Consider the following 19,878-nt stretch of genomic DNA (forward strand, 5'->3'; position numbering starts at 1 on the left):
CATGCCTTCGATCACCACCTGGACCCGTCTCGAGCCGCGCGCTCGCAGCGGCGACATGCGCCCTGGCCTGGAGGCCCGCGTCTACGACCCCCTGTGGCTGCTCGGTCGGCAGTGGCAGGTGGGCGAGTTTCAGGGAGAGGACGCCGGATCGCCCGTCTGGGCGCGCCTGCGCGCGGAGGCGGCGCCGCTCGGCGCGGTGCGAGCGCCGCGCGGGAAAGCTCGCGCGTACAACGCCGCGATGCCGCTCGAGGTGGAGGTCGAGCACGACGCGGTGGGCGCCGTGGACCGCCGGACCGCCGCCGAGGCCGGGCTCCACTTCCTGCGCCAGCTCGACATCGAGGGAGCCGGCGCCTACCGGGATGCGTTCCGGCAAGCGTTTCCCCTCGCGATGCCCGCCGGGGAGATCGACGCCGCGAGCCGGCGCTACCTCGCCGTCATGGGCCGCCGCGCCCCGGATGGTTTGGCGCTCGCGGCCGCGCTGCGGACCGGCCTTCCGGCGGGGGTCGAGATCGCGCCGGCGGACGTGGCGCGTGTCCAGGCCGCTGCCAACCGCTATCTGGCCTGGTTCGACGACCTGGTGCGGGTCGCGCCCGCCGGCGAGACGGCGTTGCATCGCGAGCAGTTCGAGTACCACTTCGAGGTCGCGGCCCAGTCCGCGGGCGCGACGGTCGTGCTCAAGGCGGCGAACCACCAGGGCGGCGCACTCGACTGGCATTCCTTCATCCACGACACCGAAGCGGCGCTGCCTGTCACCGGGACCCCGTCCAGCGTCGTCGCCACGACCCTGCCTGTCCGCGCGAGTTACCCGGGCATGCCGGCGGCTCGGTTCTGGGAGCTGGAGGACAGCCGCGTGGACCTGGGCAGCATCGACGCGGCCCCCTCGGACCTCGCGCGCATGCTCGTGCTGGATTTCGCCACGATCTACGGCAACGACTGGTATGTCATCCCGCTCGAACTAGACGTCGGGACGCTGACCCATGTCCGCTCGCTGGTGGTCGGTGACACGTTCGGCGACACGTGGCTCATCGGACGAGCGACCACGCCCGACTGGGCGATGTACGAGCTCACGGCCGTCGGCCTGGGCGCGGCCGCGGCGGGCGACCGCTTGAACCGCCTGTTCCTTCCGCCGGCCCTGACGACGAGCCTGGAGAGCGAACCGCTGGAGGAGGTCGTGCTCCTGCGGGACGAGGACGCCAACGTGGCGTGGGCCATCGAGCGCACCGTCGAGGGCGCCGCGGGCACGCGCGTCAACCGCGTCGAGGCATGGCACGAGCAGCGCCGGCTGCAGGGGGACGCGGCGTCTCATGCGGGCTCGCCCGTGCAGATCGCGCCGCTCGTCTATCGGCTGGCCTCCGAGGTGCCGGAGCACTGGATCCCGCTCGTCCCCGAGGAGGCCGCGCCGGGCACGACCGTCCTGCGTGTCGCGGCGCTCGAGCGCACCACCGAGGCGGGGCCGCCCGTGCCGCTCCTGCCGCGTGGCCGTTTGCTCGATCCGGGACGTGAGCTCCTCGTGCCCGAGGAGGAAGTCCCCGCCGAGGGCGTGCGCCTGACCCGAACCTGGCAGTACGCGCGCTGGATCGACGGGTCGACGCACCTGTGGTCCGCCGTGCGCAAGCGCGCCGGCCGGGGCATGGCCTCGAGCGGCCTCGTGTTCGATTCTGCCGAGCCCTGGCAGGCGCCGTCGCACCCGCTCGCTTACAATGTCGTCGACCTTCGCGTGACGAGCGGCGCGAGCAGCGCCGAGCCGGTGAACCTCGGCCTCCTGCTCCCCGGCCAGACAGCGGTCGTGCGCTGGCGCATCCACAACATCGGCCTCGAGGGCTTCCAGCAAGCGGAGCCCGGCGCGCTCCGCCTCGCCACGGCCGATCCTCCGGATCACCCGGGCCGCCTCGCCGCGCCGAGCTGGCTCAGCACCTCGCGTCCGTGCGGCCCTGCCGAATCGACCGTTGGCCCCGGGCAGGTCGGCACGCTCCAGTTCGAGATCCGCGTCCCCGCCGAGCCGGGGCCGTTCGAGGAGAGCTACGACCTCATCGTGGAGGGCCGTGGCCGTGTCACCGGTCCGGGCCTCAGGCTCCGCGGTCACGTCATGGGCTGGGTCCAGACCGCGCGCCTCTTGTTCGACCGGCTCCAGCACGCGGCGATTCGGCTGCGCAATGGCCAGGTCCTGGTCGTCGGGGGCTACAATCCCCCGGCCGAGCTGTACAATCCGGCCACGAATACCTGGAGCAAAACCGCGGATGCTCCGAGCAGCTATCGCGGGGCCACGATGGTGCTCCTCCCTTCGGGCAAGGTGCTTCTCGCCGGCGCAGGCGGCACTGGCAAATCGGCTGTGCTTTATGATCCGGACACCGGCACCTGGTCGGTGACGGGCCCTCTGGCCACGCCACGTTTTCATCACACGGCCACCCTGCTGCAGGACGGCCGCGTGCTGGTGACGGGTGGAACAACCCAAGAGTACGGAGGTACGTCGCTGACCTCGGCCGAGATCTACAATCCGATCACGGGCACGTGGACAGCCGCCAGCTCCTTGGGCACGGCGCGCCAGCGCCACACGGCCACTCTCCTTGCTTCTGGCAAGGTGCTGGTCACCGGCGGGGAGGCGAATTCGACCCGGCTTGCCTCGGCCGAGCTTTACGATCCGGCCACGGGCGCGTGGACGACCGTGAACGCCATGTCCACGGCTCGCACGGCCCATACGGCCACGCAGCTCCGTTCGGGCAAGGTGCTGGTGACCGGCGGGGGTGTCGACGGCGTTCCCGCGACGAAGGCCGAGCTTTACGATCCTGCGACAGGGCTCTGGTCTCCGGTCGCGGCCATGAATCAGCCCCGCGGTCGCCACACGGCGACGCTCTTGCCCTCGGGCAAGGTGCTGGTGTCCGGCGGCTACGATAATTACACGGGCATCCAGCGCGGCGCCGAAGTCTACGACCCGGCCCACAATACGTGGAGCGTCCTGCCCTCCATGGTCGTGGCGCGCTACTGGCACACGACCACCTTGCTCGAAGACGACCGGCTGCTCGTCGTCGGCGGATTCGGCCAGGTCCAGTGGTCTGCCGAGTTGTTTTCTCCTCTGCCCTGACGCGCCCCCTATGCGGGCTCATCCCATTGCTCGTGCCACTCGAGCCACGGCTTCTGGATCGCATTCGATCCGCGCCTCGACGAACCGAGCATCGGACAACCGCACCCCGGCCACGAAACCTGCTATCCTTCGTCGGGCACTGTAGCCTAACGCATCGAGCTCCATGCCCCTCCTCCAGCACACCCCCCCGACCCTCCATCCCTCCGGCTGGGCCCTCCTCGCCGTCCTGCCCCCGTGGGCCGACCGCCTCCCTGCCGCGTCTCAGGACATCCTGCGATTTTGCCTCGCCCGCACCTTTCCGCTCGTCGAGAAGACCCGCGATGGCCAATGGGTGCTGGATGTCAGCTCCGAGGTCGATTCCCGCTTTGGCGGCACCGGCAATGATCTGCGTATCGAGCCGGAGTACCTCCTGCCCGTCCCTGGCTTTTGCCCCACCTTCGAGGTCGCCGTGGCCTCCGATCTCGACGTGTCGCCTACGCCGCTCTGGGAGCGGGTCGCCACCTTCGAGGGCGTCAATGACGAACTCGGCCCGTGGTTGAAGATGAGTACCACTCCCGGTGCCTCGAACCGGCTCGACGAAGGTGTACCGCTTGGAAAACCACTCTTCCGGAGCTGGCTCCTCCTCGGCGGCGTCCTGCCCGTCGAGTATGACGATTTATGCCTGTCGCGCCTCGAATCCGGCCGCTGCTTTCTCGAGACGTCCTCCATGTGGACGCAGCTCGCCTGGGTGCACGAGCGCACCCTCGACCCCGTAGGCCCCGGAGCCGCCCGAACCCGACTGATCGACCGCCTGCGCTTCACACCCCGCTGGAGCCATCTCGGGCTGCCATCTCGGCTGCTCGTCGGGCGGGTATTTGCCCACCGCCATGCACGACTGCGCGCTCGCTTCGGTGGTGAACCGGCGAGCATTCCGACCTGAACAGCGGCACACCTGGGTCCCGGGGGTCTATCACCCGCGGAAGCCGCGCCCCGTATGCGGCACGTGCACGAGCCGGCCCTCGCGCCCAGCAATGTGCATCTCATGGGGCGGCGCGGTGGGCGTGACCTCCTGCGCCGGGAACGCGCCGGGCGCCGCGAGGTCGTCGATGAATGCGTCGATTCGCTCGCGCGTGACGTGCTCCATCATGTACACGTGATGATATTGTCGTTTTTCCCCCTCCACGTAGAGCGTCTCGCCCGCCAGCGTGTACTTGAAGGCCAGCGCGGGGTTCACGGCCCGGAAGCGGATGGTGAGCGAGAGCGGGGCTCGCTCTACCCACAGGTCGCGCCCGAGCCGATGGCCGAGCTCACGCAACCTTCGCTCGGCGTACGCCGAAAGCTCCTCCGTGTAGAGCGCCTTCTCGATCTGATCCTGGTAGGAGCGCATGGCAAGGTGTTCCCAGAGGACGAGGGCGGACAGCCCATTGCGAGATCCGGCGAACGTGGTGTCGGGGGAGCCGATGTACTCGGGCCGGGTGGGCGGCCGGAGCAAGAGCTTCGTCCGCGTCATGTACACACCACAAGGAAAAGGAGCGCCGATCCATTTGTGTCCGCTCATCACCAGGGAGCTCACGAACGGGAGGCGGAAATCGAAGTTTGGCCCACGCCTCGCGAGCCGCCCCGCTGCGTGGGCCATCTCCAGGAAGGGCATGTACGCGGCGCCCAGCGCGCCATCGACGTGGAACCAGTAACCCATACGGACGTCGTGCTTCCGCGGGTCTCCCGGATCATAATGGACCTTCCGCTCGTCGAGGCCGTAGCGGCGCAGGATGGGCAGGAGCGCGGCCCCGGCCGCCTCCACGTCGTCGTAGGCCCCCTTGAATGTCGTGCCGTAGTTGAAATTGACGAGGATCGGGTGGCCCTTCGAGGCGAAGAACTCCACGAGCGTGGCCAGCGCATCGATGTCGATCACCCCGATTCCGTTTGTCCCGCCGATCGAGGGCACCTCGTGCGGCCATGCATTGCCAGGCGAAAGCGGGTTGTCGCGTGGATAGCGCTCGGTGCCGATCTCGTAGAACGTGCGGATGTCGAGCACCCGCATCGCCTTGATGATGGAGTAATGCGTGTCTTGCGAATAGAACGCGACGGGGACACGGGCGTTCGGCTGGCTCTCGGGTGCAGGCGCCTGCTGATAGACGAGGCGCGGCGGCACGACGCGCTTGCCCCTGCTCGAGGCCGCTTCCCTCGCCTCCTCCGCCGACTCGGGATCGATGAGGAGGAACCTCCCGGCCAGGTAGTCCCTTGCATTCCATAACCCGTAGAGGTTCCCTTCGGTCGAGCCCATGGTGAGCACGTAGCCCCAGTACGATTCGCAATCGTCGGGATCGTGCGGGAGTTTTGCGTGCCAGAGCGAGGCGAAGTAGTCGAGCACGGCGCGCTCGACCCATTTGGTGTTGAAGGTGGCGGATCCGCTCTGGAACGGATCGCCGACGTTGTTGACGTGCCGATCGAGATATCGGGCCAGGTTCTCCGAGTATTCGAGTCGCTGGTTGCACTGGTATCCGAGCAAGAAGTCCGTCTGCTGGGACTCGTAATGCCATAGCGCGTCCATCGCCGCCGCGCGCTGCTCGGGTGAGAGGGCCTCCGTGCGCAAGCGAAAGAGCTCGCAATCGAGGCCGGCCACGGGCGTGTATTCGGTGCACGGCTTCCCGTCGCCTGCACGCGTTCGTGTCGCCCCTTGTTCTTTGGTATTCACGTCCTGTCCCTCCTCCACCGCGGCGTGTGAGCTACCTCTTGGGTCCTCTGCCCCCAGGTCAAGCGCCGCTGTATTCGAGGTCGAGCGACGGATCGAGCACCCGAGAGGACGTCCGCGGGCGTGACCTCGGGACATCGGGGGCCACCGCTTCCCTTCACGAAGTCCGGCTCTACGTGGCCTCTTGGGCGCGCAGGGTGCATACCGAGCCAGCGGGGGCGGGCCTGATGGGCATCCCGGACACACAGGTTTTCCTCGACGATCTCGTCGCCCTCCGGCGCGGCCTGCACCGCATTCCCGAGCTTGCCTTCTTGGAGGAGAAGACGGCTGATTTCATCCGGCGGGAGCTCGTCCGCCACGGAATCGCCGCGAGCTACGGGGGGCGCGGCATGGGCGTGGTCGGCCGGATCGAGGGACGAGACCCGGCGGCCCCCGTCATTGCGCTCCGCGCGGAGATGGATGGATTGCCGGGCGAGGAATCCACGGGGCTGCCTTTCGCCTCGCAGCACCCGGGGCGCGTGCACGCTTGCGGCCACGACGCGCACATGGCCATGGTGCTCGGGGCGGCGCGGTTGCTCTCGCGAGGCGAGAGGCCCGCGGGAGACGTGGTGCTCGTCTTTCAACCCGCCGAGGAGCACGGCGGCGGGGCGCGCGTCATGATGCAGGCTGGCGTGCTCGCCGGGGTCTCCGCCATTTTCGGCGGCCACGTCACCCACCATTACCTCACCGGGCAGATCATGGTCACCGAGGGCGTCGTCACGGCGCAGTCGGACCGGTTCGTCCTACGGGTGCGCGGCAAGGGCGGGCACGGCGCGCGCCCGCACGAGGCCGTGGATGCGATCATCGTCGCGGGATTCTTGATCTCGGCGCTGCAAACCCTGGTCTCGCGCGAATCCGATCCGATTCACCCCACGGTGGTCACCATCGGCCGCGTGCAGGCGGGGACAGCGGCGAACGTCATTGCCGAGGAGGCGGTGCTCGAAGGGAGCATCCGCACGACCGTCGAGGCGGCTCGAGATCGCGTTCTCCGCGGCATTCGCCGCATGGCCGACGCCGCCGGCGCATTGCACGGCGCCGCCGTCGTCGTCGAGCTCGTCGAGGGATACCCTCCCGTGGTGAACACGGCGCGCGAGGCTTCGATCTGCCGCCGTGCCGCCGAGCGCGTCTTCGGCGTGCGCGACGTGTTGCCCCAGGAGCACCCCAGCATGGGCTCGGAGGATTTTGCCTATTACCTGCACGAGACGCCCGGCTGTTTCGTCCGCCTGGGCGCTCGCAGGGAGGGCTGGGACTATGTCCCCTTGCACAGCCCCGCCTTCACCGTGGACGAAGACGTCTTGCCGCTCGGCGCGTCCTACTTCGCCGAGGTCGTGCGGGAGGCGCAACGCGCCTTGCCAAGGCGCTCATGATGACCCGCGATTTCCACCCGAGCCCTCCCACCGTCGGCATCGAGCTCGAATGGCAGCTCGTCCATCGAGAGACGCTCGATCTGCACGATGGTATCCTCCCGCTGCTCGGGCTCCTCCCTCCCGATCCCCTCGTCAAACCCGAAGCCATCGAGCCCTGCGTGGAGGTCGTCACGGACCCGATGGCGTCCACGGCGCTCCTTCGCGGCGCCTTGGTCGATAGAGTTTCCCGTGTTTCGAATGCCGCGTCGCAGCTCGGCATGGCCCTCGTCGGCGCGGGGACGCACCCCTTCTGCGAGCGGCTCGCCCCCCTCACGCCGCTGCCGCGGTATCTCGCCATGCAGCGCACGAACGGGTATCTGGCGAATACGCAGATCGTCTATGCGCTGCATGTCCACGTGGGCATGCCCTCGGGGGAGGTCGCGATACGCGTGATGGCTCGGATCCGCCCCGTCTTGCCCGTCCTGCTCGCGCTCTCGGCCTCGTCGCCCGCGTATCGCGGCAGGGAGACCTCGTTCGCCGCGTTCCGGCGCTGCCTGCTCGCGCCCACGCGGAGCGCCGGGATTGCCCCCGCATTCGACGACTGGGCGACGTTCTTGCATTTCGTGGACGTCGCCGAGCGGGCCGCGATGTTCGAATCGTACCGGGACATGCACTGGGACCTGCGCCTGCGGCCCGATCTCGGCACGCTCGAGGTGCGTATCATGGATGCGCAGCCCACCGTCGCGGACGCGCTCTCGCTCGGCGCGCTCGTGCATTCGTTGGTCGTGGCCCTGATGGCCGACGGCCCGCCGGATCCGCGGCTGCCGCGGGCCGTCCCCTGGTGGATCGAAAAGGAGAATTGCCATCGCGCCTGCCGGGACGGGCTCGAGGCCGAGCTCATCGTGGACGTGGAGGGCCATTCGCGACCCCTCCGCGGGGTCGCCGAGGATCTGTTCGCGATCGTCTCGCACCAGGCGCGTGCCCTGGGCGAGGCGGCGCATCTCGCGCACGCCGAGGGCTTCCTCTCCCGGGGCAATTCGAGCGCGCGGCAGCTCGAACTACTTCGGCGGACCGGATCGATGAAGGCCGTCACGCGAGCGCTCGCGGACGAGCTCATCGTGGACCTCGCGTGTCACGCGGGGGGGTAAATCCTCGGCTCCGCACCGCCCGCATTCGTGGAAGTTCCGAGCGAGCCCGAGAAGCGATCTCTGGAAGGGTCGCCCGGCTCTTGCAAGAAGTGGAGGCATCGAGGTGCCGACGAATGGCGAGATTTTCACACGTGATATCGGCGATCGATTCGCACACGGGAGGAGAGCCCACCCGGATCGTCCTGAGTGGCCTGCCGCATCTCCCCGGGGGCACGATGGCCGCGAGGAAGCGGCACATGAACGAGCACCTGGACCACTTCCGCACGCTGCTCATGCGTGAACCCAGGGGGCATCGCGACATGTTCGGGGCCATCCTCACGCCGCCGATTGGCGAGCACAGCCATTACGGCCTCTTGTTCATGGACCACGCGGGCTACCTCGACATGTGTGGCCACGGCGTGATCGGCGTTGCTACGGTCCTCATCGAGCTGGGCATGATCGCGGCCACGGAGCCGGAGACCGTGGTGATTTTCGACACGCCTGCTGGCGTGGTCGCAGGTCACGCCAGGGTCGAGGCGGGGCGCGTGGTCGAGGTCGCCGTCGCCAATGTCGCATCGTTCGTCTACGAAAGGCAGGTGGAGCTCACCTTGCCCGGCGTGGGCGTCATCGATGTCGACGTCTCCTTCGGGGGGAACTTTTTTGCCATGGTCGACGCGAGCAAGCTCGGCATGTCGATCCTCCGCGACGACATACCTCGGCTCATCGAGCTCGGGGTGATGGTGAAGGACGCGATCAACCAGAAATTGAAGGTCCAGCACCCAGCGAAGCCGGACATCGACCGCGTCGAGCTGACCGAAATCTACGAACGACCCGGGCCGACCACTCCATTCTCCAGGAGTATGGTCGTCTTCGGACGAGGTCAACTGGATCGTTGTCCGTGCGGCACCGGGCTCTCGGCGCTCATGGCCACCCTCCATGATCGCGGGGAGTTGCCGCTGGGGGTCGAGCTCGTCGACGAAGGCATCATCGGCACTCGCTTCAAGGGAAGGCTTTCCGGAGAGGTCCAGGTGGGCGGCTTCCGCGCGGTCCGGCCGATCCTCGTCGGAAAGGCTTACGTGACTGGCATCCAGCAGTTCGTGGTCGATCCGGAGGATCCTCTCAAATACGGGTTCGTCGTCGTGCGATGAACGTCACAATGGTGGCGAATGGCCTAAGCGAGCGCACGGGCTCACACGTCGTGCCGGTACTCGTACGGCAGCACCTTCATTTGCCCGAATTGGGTCATCTCCTCGAGGGCGCGCAGTGTATCTTTGAGAATGGCCGTTTGCATCTCCACGTTGCGAGGCTCGCCGGCGTTCGAGCCGATGGGGACATGAGGCGCGGTGATGCGGGGTGCGCCCTGCTGCCTGGCAATCGGAGGCAGCGCGGCGATGAGAATCGTGGACATGCCAGCGGCCTCCACGGCGCGCTGTACGATGACCGCCGAGCGGTGGCAGGTGCCGCAGCCGCCGGTGAAGACCGCGACGTCCACGCCCTCGTCCTTCAGGATCTTTGCGATGGCGGGTCCGCCCTCGTCACGGAATCGGTCCACGTCACCGCCGCCCCCCATGAACCCGATCAGCATCGGGGCGACCTTGCCGATGAAGCCCTCGGCCTCGAGCTCGCGCAGGCGGTCGATCGGGAACATTGCGTTGATGTCCCGGTTGACGTCGCTGTTGTCGAATCCGCCATGGCTGACCATCAGCTCGGATGACGGTGTCGTTCTCGGGATTTCACGAAACGTGGGATCGCCGGACAGGACGAACGGCTTCTGGGATTTCAGATGGACGCCGCCCGCCGTGCAGAGCGCCACGACGCACGCGGAAAGCGGCTTCGCCAGAGGAGTCCAGACCGCAGGCGGCGTGATGGGAACGTAAATTTCGCTCCTCAGTCCTGTCGCTATCGTGGGCTTCATGGCTTCTCGTCGGTCGACGAGCCTCTGGTTTGCGTCGATGACCGCCTGGGTCCACCTGGGGTTGGCAGGCTCGATCGGGATACCCGCCATCTTCGTCTCGAGCATGAGCAGGGCCCGCTGCGCGTCCTCGGGGCACAAGGTGCATTCGCCGAGGATTTCGCTCTCGCGGCCCTCCGGGTTCTTGTTGAGCTCGATCATCGCGTCCATGTATCGATTGCCGACGACGAGCTGGCCCTGATGGGCAGAGAACGATGCACCGACCACGCTGATTCCGCGCGTGCCGATTTGCCCGATGCTTTCGGCGAAATCGATATGGTTGTTGCCGAAGCCCTCGGTCGTGATGATCGCGCCGTCCACGTCGAGCGCCTCCACGAGGGCGCCGAGCCGCGCCGAAACGAACGTCTTTTCATCGTCGACCTGCGGGCTGCCAATGAAAATGACACCCACGAGGTCGATGCCGTCATCCTCCGCCATCAGGCGCAGCAGCGGCTCGCGAAAATAGTGGCGCGTGGTTTCTTTGGTCGCGGGGCCGACGCAGGTCAGCGCGTGGATGCCGCCGTCGCGCACCTCGTTGGGGGAGAGCACGACCGGCACGTTGCCGAGATCGACATCCCGGCGGCCCCCCCGGGCGCCCGCGGGCTCGGCGGGCAACAGCAATTTCTCGTGCATTGCGCCCTGGCCCATGATTTCCTTGACGAGGACGACGCGCGGCCTGCCGGACTTCTTCCGGTCGTGATGCGTCTTCACGCCCATGCAGCCGCTCGCGGAGGCCTTTTTGAGTGATTCGCGGATCTCTTGCATGATGACGTCGCACGCCTCGTGCGCTGCCCGAGGGCCGCGGCGCTCCATACCGGTGCCGGCCTGGAGGACGACGTTGACGCGCACCATGAGATCGCCGATGTCCGGGCACCCCGGGCGGCCAAAGCAAACCCTTTCGTCCAGATACCCTTCGCAGGAGCCGAACTCGTGTAGCTGCATGCCATTTTCGTCCACGCCCGTGAGAATGAACACCAGGCCTTCCATCACGTTCGTCACGCCCTCGCCAAGCTTGCCCTCCACCTTCGTGGCGACCGGAATGACATCCATGATGGTATTGGTGAAGATGTGACGCCTGTCGGGCAGGATGACATCGATCTCCACCTTCTTGACGAGGGGATCGGCCATCGACGACTCCTCGCGGAGCGATTCGCGGATCGTCAGCTTGCCGTCCTCGAAGGAGGTCTTGTCCGCAATCTCTACCTGGCGGACGTCGTATATCCTGTGCCTGAGCGTGCGCAGGACCTGCTCCGGCTGCGCGGCGGGCTCGAGGGGCTCCGCGTGACACACGGCGGAGGCGGGGGCGTCTTCGAGGAGGGCCGGGGTCAGCGGCGTGAGGGCGTCCGTGGTCTCCTTGAGGGTCGCGCCGAGGACCTGGCCGATCGTCAGCGCGCCCGCGGGAATCGAAAGGAGGCCCGAGCCTGCGAGCTCGGGGAACATGGCGGGATCCTCCAGGTGCACGGCGCCGATGACCGCTCCCTTCGGCGTCCGGCAGCAGAGGACGGCAGGGGCGTTCCTGTGGAGGTTCGCGGTTTTCATGGAAATGGACATCCGCCATTCTCTTCTTTTTCGGGTATCATTGGCCGAACACGCGCCGACAGCCATGCTGGGCTCCCCGCCGTGTGCGTGTCGAACGCCCAGGCCATGTGTGTAAGGCCGCACCGTGGCTCGTCACCACTCATGCCGCGGCGGAGGCCGCCCGCCCTTCTTCTTTGGCGCCTCCAATCTTCAGTCCACCGGATGGATATCGACCTTGCCGCGGATGATGCGCTGTACGGCGTAGACGATGAGCGCGACGAACCCGAGCGTGGCCGCGGCGTGCAGTGCGGTCGCTTCCTGTCTCATGAGCAGGCCTGCGCAAGACAAGAATCCGAGTACGGGAATGGCCAGCGGCACGGGAAAGGCAGCGGGCGCAGCGGCAGGATTGCGTTTGATGCGAATCAACGCGAGGTGCAACAGAATGAACACCACGAGCAGAAACGTCGACGTGCCGGAAGCCAGGGTCTTGATGTCGCGGAAACACAGTAGCAAGACGATGACGACCGTGACCGCGACCCCCACGCCGACGATGGGCGTGCGCCATGTGGGATGTACGTACGAAAAGAGCGCCGGCAGGAATCTCGCCCCTTTCCGTGACATGCCATAGAGGAGGCGCGACGTCATCAGCAGATTGAGCAGCGCAGTGTTGAATGCGGCGAACACCGGAACCACGGTGTAAATCCACAGCGGGAATCCGGGGGCGGCTTTGCGCACGACGTCGATCAGGGGTGACTGGGATTCGGCGAGGGCTGCCGGTGCCATCACGGACACGGCCACCAGCGCGACGAGACAGTAAATCAGGGTCGTGCCGACGACGGCCAGACCGATGCCGAGGGGGACGTTGCGCTCGGGATGGATGACTTCCTCGCTGAGGTTGGCGAGATCCTCGAATCCGATGAAGGCGTAGAACGCCAAGGATGCCCCCGACACGGCGAGCAATTCGGCGGGCTTGTCCTGGTATGGCGCTGCGGCCGCGGCGAAATCGAGGTAGCTCACGGACCCGAGGAACCGCGCGCCGACGATGATGATGAAGAGAAGCCCAGAGAATTCGATGATGGTGCAGATGGTATTGGCGGCGGATGACAGCACGATCCCGCGCATGGCGATGGCGCCGAGCAGGAACACGAATACGAACGGAACAAGATAATCTCGCGCCATGGGCGGGGCGCCGGGGAGCAATGCCAGCGCATAATTACCGATGATACGAGCGCCGGTCGCCGCCGAAAAGACTCCCGAGAGCCCCACGAAGAAGATCACGAGAAATGTCACGAACGTGTTGCGGTGTATCATGTGACAAAAATGGGCGGCGCCGCCGGCCTTGGGATAACGCGAGGTGAGCTCGGCGTAGGTGAGACCGGTGAGGCCCGCGGTGATTCCAGCAATGACGCACGACACCCAGGCTGCGGTGCCGGTCATACCGGCGATGCGGCCGACGAGCCCGTAAACGCCGGTGCCCAGGATGTCACCGATACCGAAGATGGTGATGGAGGTGAGCCCGAGCGCGCGCCTGAGCCCCTGCGGTTCTTGGTCGGGTGACGTGGTCAGAGCAGCTCCTTCGGATGTCCGGGCCGGTGAGCGTCACGCGGGTTTTCCCCTCCGTACGTCCACGCAGTGGCACGAACAGAACGCAGCCCGGTCCAGATGCAGGGATAGCATGTCGAACGAGACGTGGCGCGCATCTGCACACCGCAATGGGGAGCCCATGCGTCCTGGGCGCAGCACTTTCAGGGCCAGAATGCGGCAGAGCTCGGGAAGTTCGCCTCGCAGGTTGCGCATCCATGGCCCTGATGGAGCCCCCATCGCACATGGGGCACCTCGGCCGGTATGTCATCGCTGAGGAAGCTCTGGATGATCATGTTGGCCTTCTCCTGGCCAAGTCTCCGGCGCTCGACGCTTCTGCTCGTGCGCCCGCGGTGGGCCGTGGGAGCCCGGCGGAAGAATCTTCCCGACCTCGCGGGTATGGGGCGCCGTCCGGACGAGCTCCGGATCCTCCAGGGCCTCGCGCGCGACACAAAGAAATTTCTCGATCATCCGATCCAAAGACTCCCGCGTCTCCGTCTCCGTCGGCTCGATCAGCATCGCGTCGCGCAGATGGCCGGGAAAGTACACGCAGCCGGCTCCCACCAGCGTCGGGGGATGCATCCCGTGGTCGATGAGCCGCTTGGCGAAGTCGAACGCGCTCACTCGAAGTTGCGCAGTGCTCAGCAGGCATTCGTGCATGCACCGGCTGCCGAAGACCGGGGGCAGGTAGGGTGACAAGCGGGCCTGGACGTAGTTCGCATTGAGTACGGCGTTCTCCGACGCCGTGCGCAGTCCCTGGGGACCACAGGTCAGGATGTAACAATAGGCCCGGATCAAGACGCTGACGTGGCCGTGGAACGACTTCATCCGGCCGATCGATTGCGGCCGGTCTTCATCCGGAAAGTATCCGCGCGCATCCCGGCGGATCACTGGAATCGGCAGGAAGGGTTCCAGAAACGCCTTGACGCCGCACGGCCCCGAGCCCGCTCCTCCAGACAGGTGCGGGGTCGAAAACGTCTTGTGGGTGTTGAGCTGGAGGACGTCGAATCCCATGTCGCCGGGCCGGACGATCCCCATCAGCGAGTTCATGTTGGCGCCATCGTAGAAGAGGAGCGAGCCATTTTCGTGGACGCGCTCCGCGATCTCCCGAGTGTTCTTCTCGAAGAGGCCGAAGGTCGAGGGGTTGGTCAGCATCACCGCTGCGACCGAGTCGTCGAGCGCGGCCTCGAGCGCGTCGAGGTCGGTCCATCCCTCCGGGGTGGTCCGGATCATCTTGCAGCGATAACCCGCCATGGATGCGGACGCGGGATTGGTGCCATGGGCCGAGTCCTGAATGAGGACCACGTCCCGCTTCATGCCCCGGGATTCGAACCAGGCGCGGACGATCATGAGCCCCGTGAGCTCGCCGTGGGCTCCGGCCGCGGGCTGCAGAGTGAAGCAGTCCATCCCCGAAAGCTCTGCAAAGTATTCGGCGAGGTGGAAGAGCAGCTCCCACAGGCCGGACAGCGTGCTCTCGGGTTGCCTCGGGTGAGCATGGGCGAAACCATCCAGTTTCGCCAGGGGCTCGTGGCGCTTGGGATTGTACTTCATCGTGCAGCTCCCGAGCGGATAGCTGCCATCGTCTACGCCATAGGCGCGGTGGCCGAGCGCGGTGTAATGGCGGACGAGCTCGATCTCGCTCACCTCGGGCAGCCCGATGGGCTCGGTCCGGAGCGACGCCGCGTCGAACCACTGTGAGGGATCGAGCTCCCCGAAGTCGGGATCCCGCAGGCCCGCCCCGCTCACTCCAGGGCGCGAGATGTCGAAGATCGTCTGCTTCATTGCTTCAGCACTCCGATCGTTTCCGCGAACAGGTCAGCGGCCTCGTCCAGCTCGGCGCGTGCTCTCACCTCGGTGACCGCGACGAGGAGGTTACCATCCACCTCCAATCCGGCGAAAACGCGCCGCTCCAGCATCCGCTCCAGGAACACCGGCACGGGGCAGGGGAGCCGGAGCGCGAATTCGTTGAAGAACGGGCCGGTCGCCGCAGGCTCGACGCCGGCAATGGTGAGCAGCTTCTCGCGAAAGTAACGGGCCTTGGCGGCGCATTGCGCGGCGAGCTCCCGGAAGCCCCGCTCGCCGAGGGCCGCCAGGTAGATGGCGGCGCGCATCGCCTGGTGCGCCTGGTTCGAGCAGATGTTGCTCGTCGCCTTCTCACGGCTCACCTGCTGCTCGCGCTGCTGCATGATGAGCGCGAGGGCTGGCTTGCCATGAATGTCCCGCACCTCCCCGACGAGGCGCCCCGGCATGAATTCGCGCAGGCGCTTCGTGCAGGCGAGCACCCCGAGCGAGGGACCTCCGGCCGACAGCGGCAGGCCGAGAGGCTGGCCCTCGCACGTCACGATATCCGCTCCGAGCTCGCCCGGTGGCTTCAGGAGCGCCAGCATCATCGGGTAACACGAGACATTGAGGAGGGCCTCGTGCTGCCGGCAGAGGGCCGCCGCGGCCGGGATGTCCTCCAGAATGCCGAGGGAATTGGGGGTCTGCAGGATGAAGGTGGCTGCGGGACGGGCGAACGACTCCTGGAGCGAGCGCAGATCGAGCCGGCCCGAGACGGGATCCGCGGCGACGTAGGCTGCCTCGACTCCGCGCCCGCGCATGTAGAGCTCGAGGACCGCCTTCCATTCGGACCAGATACGCGAGGAGGCGAGCACCCGCCGCCGGCCCGTGGCTGCGCAGGCCATCCAGGCTGCCTCGGCCATTGCCGTGGCGCCATCGTAGAGCGAGGAATTGACGACCCGCAGACCCGTGAGCAGCGAGAGCATGCGCTGGTATTCGAAGAGGATCTGGAGCAGGCCCTGGCTCAGCTCCGGCTGGTACGGGGTATAGGCCGTGAGCAGCTCCTCGCTGGAGGTGAGGCTGTCGACGACCGCGGGGATATGGTGCTCGTACACCCCGCCGCCAAGGAAGCTCAGGTGGCTCCGGGTCGATGCGTTCCTTCCCGCAAGCTCCCGCAAATGCCTGCCGAGTGCCCATTCACTGTGGGGAGCAGGCAGGCGAAGCTCCCTGCCGAGTCGCACGTCCTGGGGAATGGGGGAGAAGAGCTCCGCGATGCTCGTGAGCCCGAGGGCCTCCAGCATGGCCTTTCGGTCGGCCTGCCGGTGGACGTTGTAGCCACAGATGAGCGGCTCGGGGTGATTCTCCATCGTGACGAACTCCAGAGAATGACGCCTTGAGGCTCGAAGGAAGCTGGGGCGAGCCTCCGCGGACCGCAAGATCACGACCTGGGCCTCGGCGATGCGGCGCGCCGCGGCTCGACCGCTCAGGGGTCGAGGGCCCTTGAAGCTCACTCCGGTCGAACGCCCCGAGGGGGAAACGGATGGGTCCGGCGTCTGGTCCGGTTCGTGCCCGGTTCGTGTGGAGAGAGGACAAGGATGCAGAAGCGATTCGCCTGGACGCCGGCATTACTCGCCGCGACGGTGTTGGCCGCTGCAGCGTGCGACAAGCGGGCTCCGCCCTCGCCCCCCACCCATCCGATCACGAGCGTGAGCGACCTCATGCCTGGGGCGAGGGTTGGCGTGCAGCGGGGCACGACCGGCGCTTTTTATGCGGAGAACACGCTCGCGCCGAGGGGCGTCCAGATCGTGACCTTCATCAAGGCCCCCGACATGTACAACGCGCTCGAAGCGGGGCAAATCCAGGCCATCGTCAACGACCTTCCAATCTCCGAAGACGTGGTCGAGAGGAAGCCCGATCTGAAGATCGTCCAGCGGATCGACAATGGCGATAAGTACGCATTCGCCGTCAACAAGGAAAACACCGCGCTCCTCCAGGGCATCGACCAGGCGCTCGACAACCTCTTTGCCGACGGCACCTACAAGGCGATCTTCACCAAGTATTTCCCCAGCCAGCCGCTCCCGCCTCATGTGGAGGAGGCGACGGCCGTGCCCTTCTCCGCCTGCCCCGCGCTGTCGACGGTAGAGCCGAGGACGCTGACGATCGGATCGGACATCCCCTATCCACCCTTCGAGTTCCTCACCGAGAGCGGCGAAACGACGGGATTCGATGTCGAAATCATGGAAGCCATCGCAAAGGAGCTCTGTCTTACCCCGAAGTGGATCAACTCGAACTTCGACACCATTTTCACGAGCCTCTCGGCGGGCAGGTTCGACGCGGTCGCTGCGGCCGTGACCGCGTACGCCCCGGAGGGCTCTCCCTCGTACGCCACGGTGAAGGCCCGGCAGAAGATCGTATCGTTCACGAAGCCCTATTATTCGGCCCTGCAGTCGTTGACGGTGAAGGCGGGCGGTTGAGTGCGCATGAACCGGATACCTGCGCCGCATCCGATTCGAGAGATCGCCGCGCTCCGCGAGAAGAGCCGGCCCCTCGGGGTGGTGAGCGCCGCCGTCGGGGGGCTCGCGCTCGCGGTTGTGCTCGGGGGCATCACGTTCGTGTTCGCCAAATACGGGATCCGCCGCGAGGACCGGATCGCGGCGGCGCTGCAATCGCGCGAGCTCTTCACGATTCTCGTGTCCGGGGGCCTGCTCGGCGCGGGCGCTGCGGCGCTCGGCTTCGGGACCTACCGGCGCATGCCGACCAGGGTATCACGCGAGGAGGCGATCGCCGGGGCGGTGCTGGGCCTTCAGGCCGCCATTTGCGGCCTTGCCCTGCTCTGGTTCATCCAGGGCGACATGGAGAGGTTTGCCAGGAACTTCCTGAGCTTCGAGCAGATCGTACCGCAATACGGGGCCTTCCTGAACGGAGCCAGAAACACGCTCGTCCTGGCCGGCGCGGGCGAGTTCTTCGGGGTGATCCTCGGCCTTGTCCTCTCGGTGTTCACGATTTCAAAACGAGCGGCCGTACGGGCCCCGGTGCGCGTGTACATCAACCTCTTTCGAGGAACGCCGCTCCTGCTCCAGCTTTCTCTGATCTATTTCGGCCTGGCCCTCGGGCTCGGCGTGAACATGTCGGCTTACACCGCCGCCATTCTGGCCTTCTCCCTCAACACCGGCGCATACTCCGCGGAGGTGTTCCGGGCTGGTATCCAGTCGATCGAGCGCAGCCAGATGGAGGCGGCCCGAGGGCTGGGACTCGGCTACATGCAGTCGATGCGGTACGTCATCGTGCCCCAGGCCGTGCGGCGGGTCATCCCGCCCCTCATGAACGAGTTCGTCATCTTGATCAAAGACACCTCGCTCATTGCTTTTCTGGGACTCTCGTACGCGCAGCGCGACCTGTTCACCGTCGGCTCGCAAGGCTACTCGCAGTTCTTCAACGCGACATTTTATGTGGCCTCCGGGCTCGGCTATCTCGTTGTCACGCTGCCCCTGATCAGGCTGGTGACCTGGGTCGAGAAGCGGCTGCGGAGCGATCTCGTGGGGGCCGGGGTATGAGCCGCGCGGCGAATGCCCTTGTCTGGCCGGCGGGGCCGGTCCCGGCGGGCGTGCCGCTCATCCGGCTCACGGCGATCCACAAATGGTTTGGCAATCTGCACGTGCTCAAGGGAATCGACCTCGACCTTTCGCCCGGCCATGTCTTGGTGGTGATTGGCACCTCTGGCTCGGGCAAATCCACGCTGCTGCGCTGCATCGACATGCTCGAAGAGCCGACGTCCGGGCACGTCTGGTTCAAGGGCCGTGACATCACCGACGTTCGCGTGAACCTAAATGATGTGCGAACGCACATGGGAATCGTATTCCAGGCATTCAACCTCTTTCCTCACAAGACCGCGTTGGGGAACATCACCCTTGCCCTGGAAAAGGTGCTGCACATGCCCAGGGACCAGGCGAGGGAGCGGGCCATGGCGGAGCTCGAGCACGTGGGGCTCGGCCAGAAGGCCCATAGCCATCCAGGGCAGCTCTCCGGGGGCCAGCAGCAGCGGGTGGCGATCGCACGAGCCCTGGCCATGCGCCCGGACCTGATTCTGTTCGACGAGGTCACCTCGGCGCTCGATCCCAAGCTGGTGGCCGAGGTGCTCGCCGTGATGCAGCGGCTCGCATCGGAGGGGACGACCATGGTCGTGGTGACCCACGAAATGGGGTTCGCGCGGGAGGTCGGGACCCACCTCGTGTTCATGGACGAGGGCGTCATCGTGGAGCAGGGTGAGCCGAAAGCCGTCTTCGACAATCCCCAGGACGAGCGGACGCGGCGGTTTCTCTCTTCGGTGCTCTGACGCCGTGACGGCTGTCGATCGGCGGAAGGCAGCCCCATTCGAGCCCCGTGACTCCCGAGACGCGCCGCCTCACGACCAACGTCGATGTCGTCTGCGGCGTCCTCAGCCATGTGACGCAGCCAATCCCTGCGGCGGACGAGCTCCTCGTGGTCCCCGTTCACTACTGGTACGCGGCCTCCTTTACGCGGAAACGTGGGCTTCGCCTTTGGAAGGCGCCGTGGGGACGGCTCTCGGGGCTCATCTGGGGCGGTGCGGGCGCACGCCTCGTGGCGAATCTGCTCCTTGGCTTCGTCCCGGGTGTTGGCGTTTTTTCCAATGCGATCACCGCCGTGGTCTTGACCGAAGCACTGGGCCGTTATCTCGACAGGAAGCTCGACGCCGCGCAGGCCAAGGTCGAGCGCCCGTGAAACGAGCGAAAGCGATGAACACCTGATCCCATGCGTTGGTACGGGGT

Annotated in this window: 14 protein-coding genes and 1 pseudogene; 9 read left to right on the forward strand and 6 right to left on the reverse strand. The window is 66.6% G+C overall.

All coding sequences use genetic code 11. From position 1 onward, the window contains the following. Nucleotide 1 precedes the first annotated feature (1 nt). Both QHF84_RS06840 and QHF84_RS06845 read left to right on the forward strand, forming a co-directional pair. Nucleotides 2-3,079: a kelch repeat-containing protein gene (locus tag QHF84_RS06840; protein WP_281312376.1), complete on the forward strand. Its 3,078-nt coding sequence runs from the start codon at nucleotides 2-4 to the stop codon at nucleotides 3,077-3,079. 163 nt (nucleotides 3,080-3,242) lie between these two features. After that, on the forward strand, nucleotides 3,243-3,998 hold the full coding sequence (locus QHF84_RS06845; protein WP_281312377.1) for a hypothetical protein: 756 nt from the start codon (nucleotides 3,243-3,245) through the stop codon (nucleotides 3,996-3,998). Nucleotides 3,999-4,028: 30 nt separating this feature from the next. On the opposite strand, the gene QHF84_RS06850 is transcribed toward QHF84_RS06845, so the two are convergent. Further along, the gene (locus QHF84_RS06850; RefSeq protein WP_281312378.1) at nucleotides 4,029-5,753 is read right to left on the reverse strand and encodes a pyridoxal-dependent decarboxylase; all 1,725 of its coding nucleotides are present in this window, start codon (nucleotides 5,751-5,753) and stop codon (nucleotides 4,029-4,031) included. Between the two features lie 194 nt (nucleotides 5,754-5,947). Between QHF84_RS06850 and QHF84_RS06855 the strand changes: the two genes are divergently transcribed. The 3 genes from QHF84_RS06855 to QHF84_RS06865 all read left to right on the forward strand — a co-directional run bounded on the left by QHF84_RS06855 (nucleotide 5,948) and on the right by QHF84_RS06865 (nucleotide 9,410). Continuing rightward, nucleotides 5,948-7,156, forward strand: a complete 1,209-nt coding sequence (locus QHF84_RS06855; protein WP_281312379.1) for a M20 family metallopeptidase — start codon at nucleotides 5,948-5,950, stop codon at nucleotides 7,154-7,156. Beyond that, nucleotides 7,153-8,283 (forward strand): YbdK family carboxylate-amine ligase, encoded by a 1,131-nt coding sequence (locus tag QHF84_RS06860; protein WP_281312380.1) that lies wholly within the window; start codon nucleotides 7,153-7,155, stop codon nucleotides 8,281-8,283. Before QHF84_RS06855 ends, QHF84_RS06860 begins: the two co-directional genes overlap by 4 nt. 113 nt (nucleotides 8,284-8,396) lie before the next feature. After that, on the forward strand, nucleotides 8,397-9,410 hold the full coding sequence (locus tag QHF84_RS06865) for a proline racemase family protein (protein ID WP_281312381.1): 1,014 nt from the start codon (nucleotides 8,397-8,399) through the stop codon (nucleotides 9,408-9,410). A 41-nt stretch (nucleotides 9,411-9,451) separates the two neighbouring features. Here the strand turns inward: QHF84_RS06865 and prdB are convergent, their stop codons facing one another. The 5 genes and pseudogenes from prdB to gcvPA all read right to left on the reverse strand — a co-directional run bounded on the left by prdB (nucleotide 9,452) and on the right by gcvPA (nucleotide 16,458). Continuing rightward, complete coding sequence (gene prdB, locus QHF84_RS06870) at nucleotides 9,452-10,177, reverse strand: D-proline reductase (dithiol) protein PrdB (protein ID WP_281312785.1); 726 nt, start codon at nucleotides 10,175-10,177, stop codon at nucleotides 9,452-9,454. Between the two features lie 12 nt (nucleotides 10,178-10,189). Beyond that, a pseudogene (gene prdA, locus QHF84_RS06875) lies at nucleotides 10,190-11,764 on the reverse strand (D-proline reductase (dithiol) proprotein PrdA); the annotation flags it as partial. 177 nt (nucleotides 11,765-11,941) lie between these two features. Continuing rightward, complete coding sequence (locus QHF84_RS06880) at nucleotides 11,942-13,297, reverse strand: APC family permease (protein ID WP_281312786.1); 1,356 nt, start codon at nucleotides 13,295-13,297, stop codon at nucleotides 11,942-11,944. A 282-nt stretch (nucleotides 13,298-13,579) separates the two neighbouring features. Further along, nucleotides 13,580-15,094: an aminomethyl-transferring glycine dehydrogenase subunit GcvPB gene (gene gcvPB / locus QHF84_RS06885; protein ID WP_281312382.1), complete on the reverse strand. Its 1,515-nt coding sequence runs from the start codon at nucleotides 15,092-15,094 to the stop codon at nucleotides 13,580-13,582. Further along, a complete protein-coding gene (gene gcvPA / locus QHF84_RS06890) occupies nucleotides 15,091-16,458 on the reverse strand; it encodes an aminomethyl-transferring glycine dehydrogenase subunit GcvPA (protein WP_281312383.1) in 1,368 nt (455 codons plus the stop codon). The genes gcvPB and gcvPA overlap by 4 nt, the downstream gene beginning before the upstream one ends. A 228-nt stretch (nucleotides 16,459-16,686) precedes the next feature. Between gcvPA and QHF84_RS06895 the strand changes: the two genes are divergently transcribed. The 4 genes from QHF84_RS06895 (at nucleotide 16,687) to QHF84_RS06910 (ending at nucleotide 19,831) form a co-directional block, all read left to right on the forward strand. Next, a complete protein-coding gene (locus QHF84_RS06895; RefSeq protein WP_281312384.1) occupies nucleotides 16,687-17,565 on the forward strand; it encodes a transporter substrate-binding domain-containing protein in 879 nt (292 codons plus the stop codon). A gap of 81 nt (nucleotides 17,566-17,646) precedes the next feature. Beyond that, nucleotides 17,647-18,645: an amino acid ABC transporter permease gene (locus tag QHF84_RS06900; RefSeq protein WP_281312385.1), complete on the forward strand. Its 999-nt coding sequence runs from the start codon at nucleotides 17,647-17,649 to the stop codon at nucleotides 18,643-18,645. Next, nucleotides 18,642-19,424: an amino acid ABC transporter ATP-binding protein gene (locus tag QHF84_RS06905; RefSeq protein ID WP_281312386.1), complete on the forward strand. Its 783-nt coding sequence runs from the start codon at nucleotides 18,642-18,644 to the stop codon at nucleotides 19,422-19,424. The genes QHF84_RS06900 and QHF84_RS06905 overlap by 4 nt, the downstream gene beginning before the upstream one ends. Before the next feature lie 47 nt (nucleotides 19,425-19,471). Continuing rightward, the gene (locus QHF84_RS06910; protein WP_281312387.1) at nucleotides 19,472-19,831 is read left to right on the forward strand and encodes a hypothetical protein; all 360 of its coding nucleotides are present in this window, start codon (nucleotides 19,472-19,474) and stop codon (nucleotides 19,829-19,831) included. Nucleotides 19,832-19,878 lie beyond the last annotated feature (47 nt).

The sequence above is a fragment of the Polyangium sp. y55x31 genome (assembly GCF_029946505.1).
In the GTDB taxonomy this organism is placed as follows: domain Bacteria; phylum Myxococcota_A; class Polyangia; order Polyangiales; family Polyangiaceae; genus Polyangium.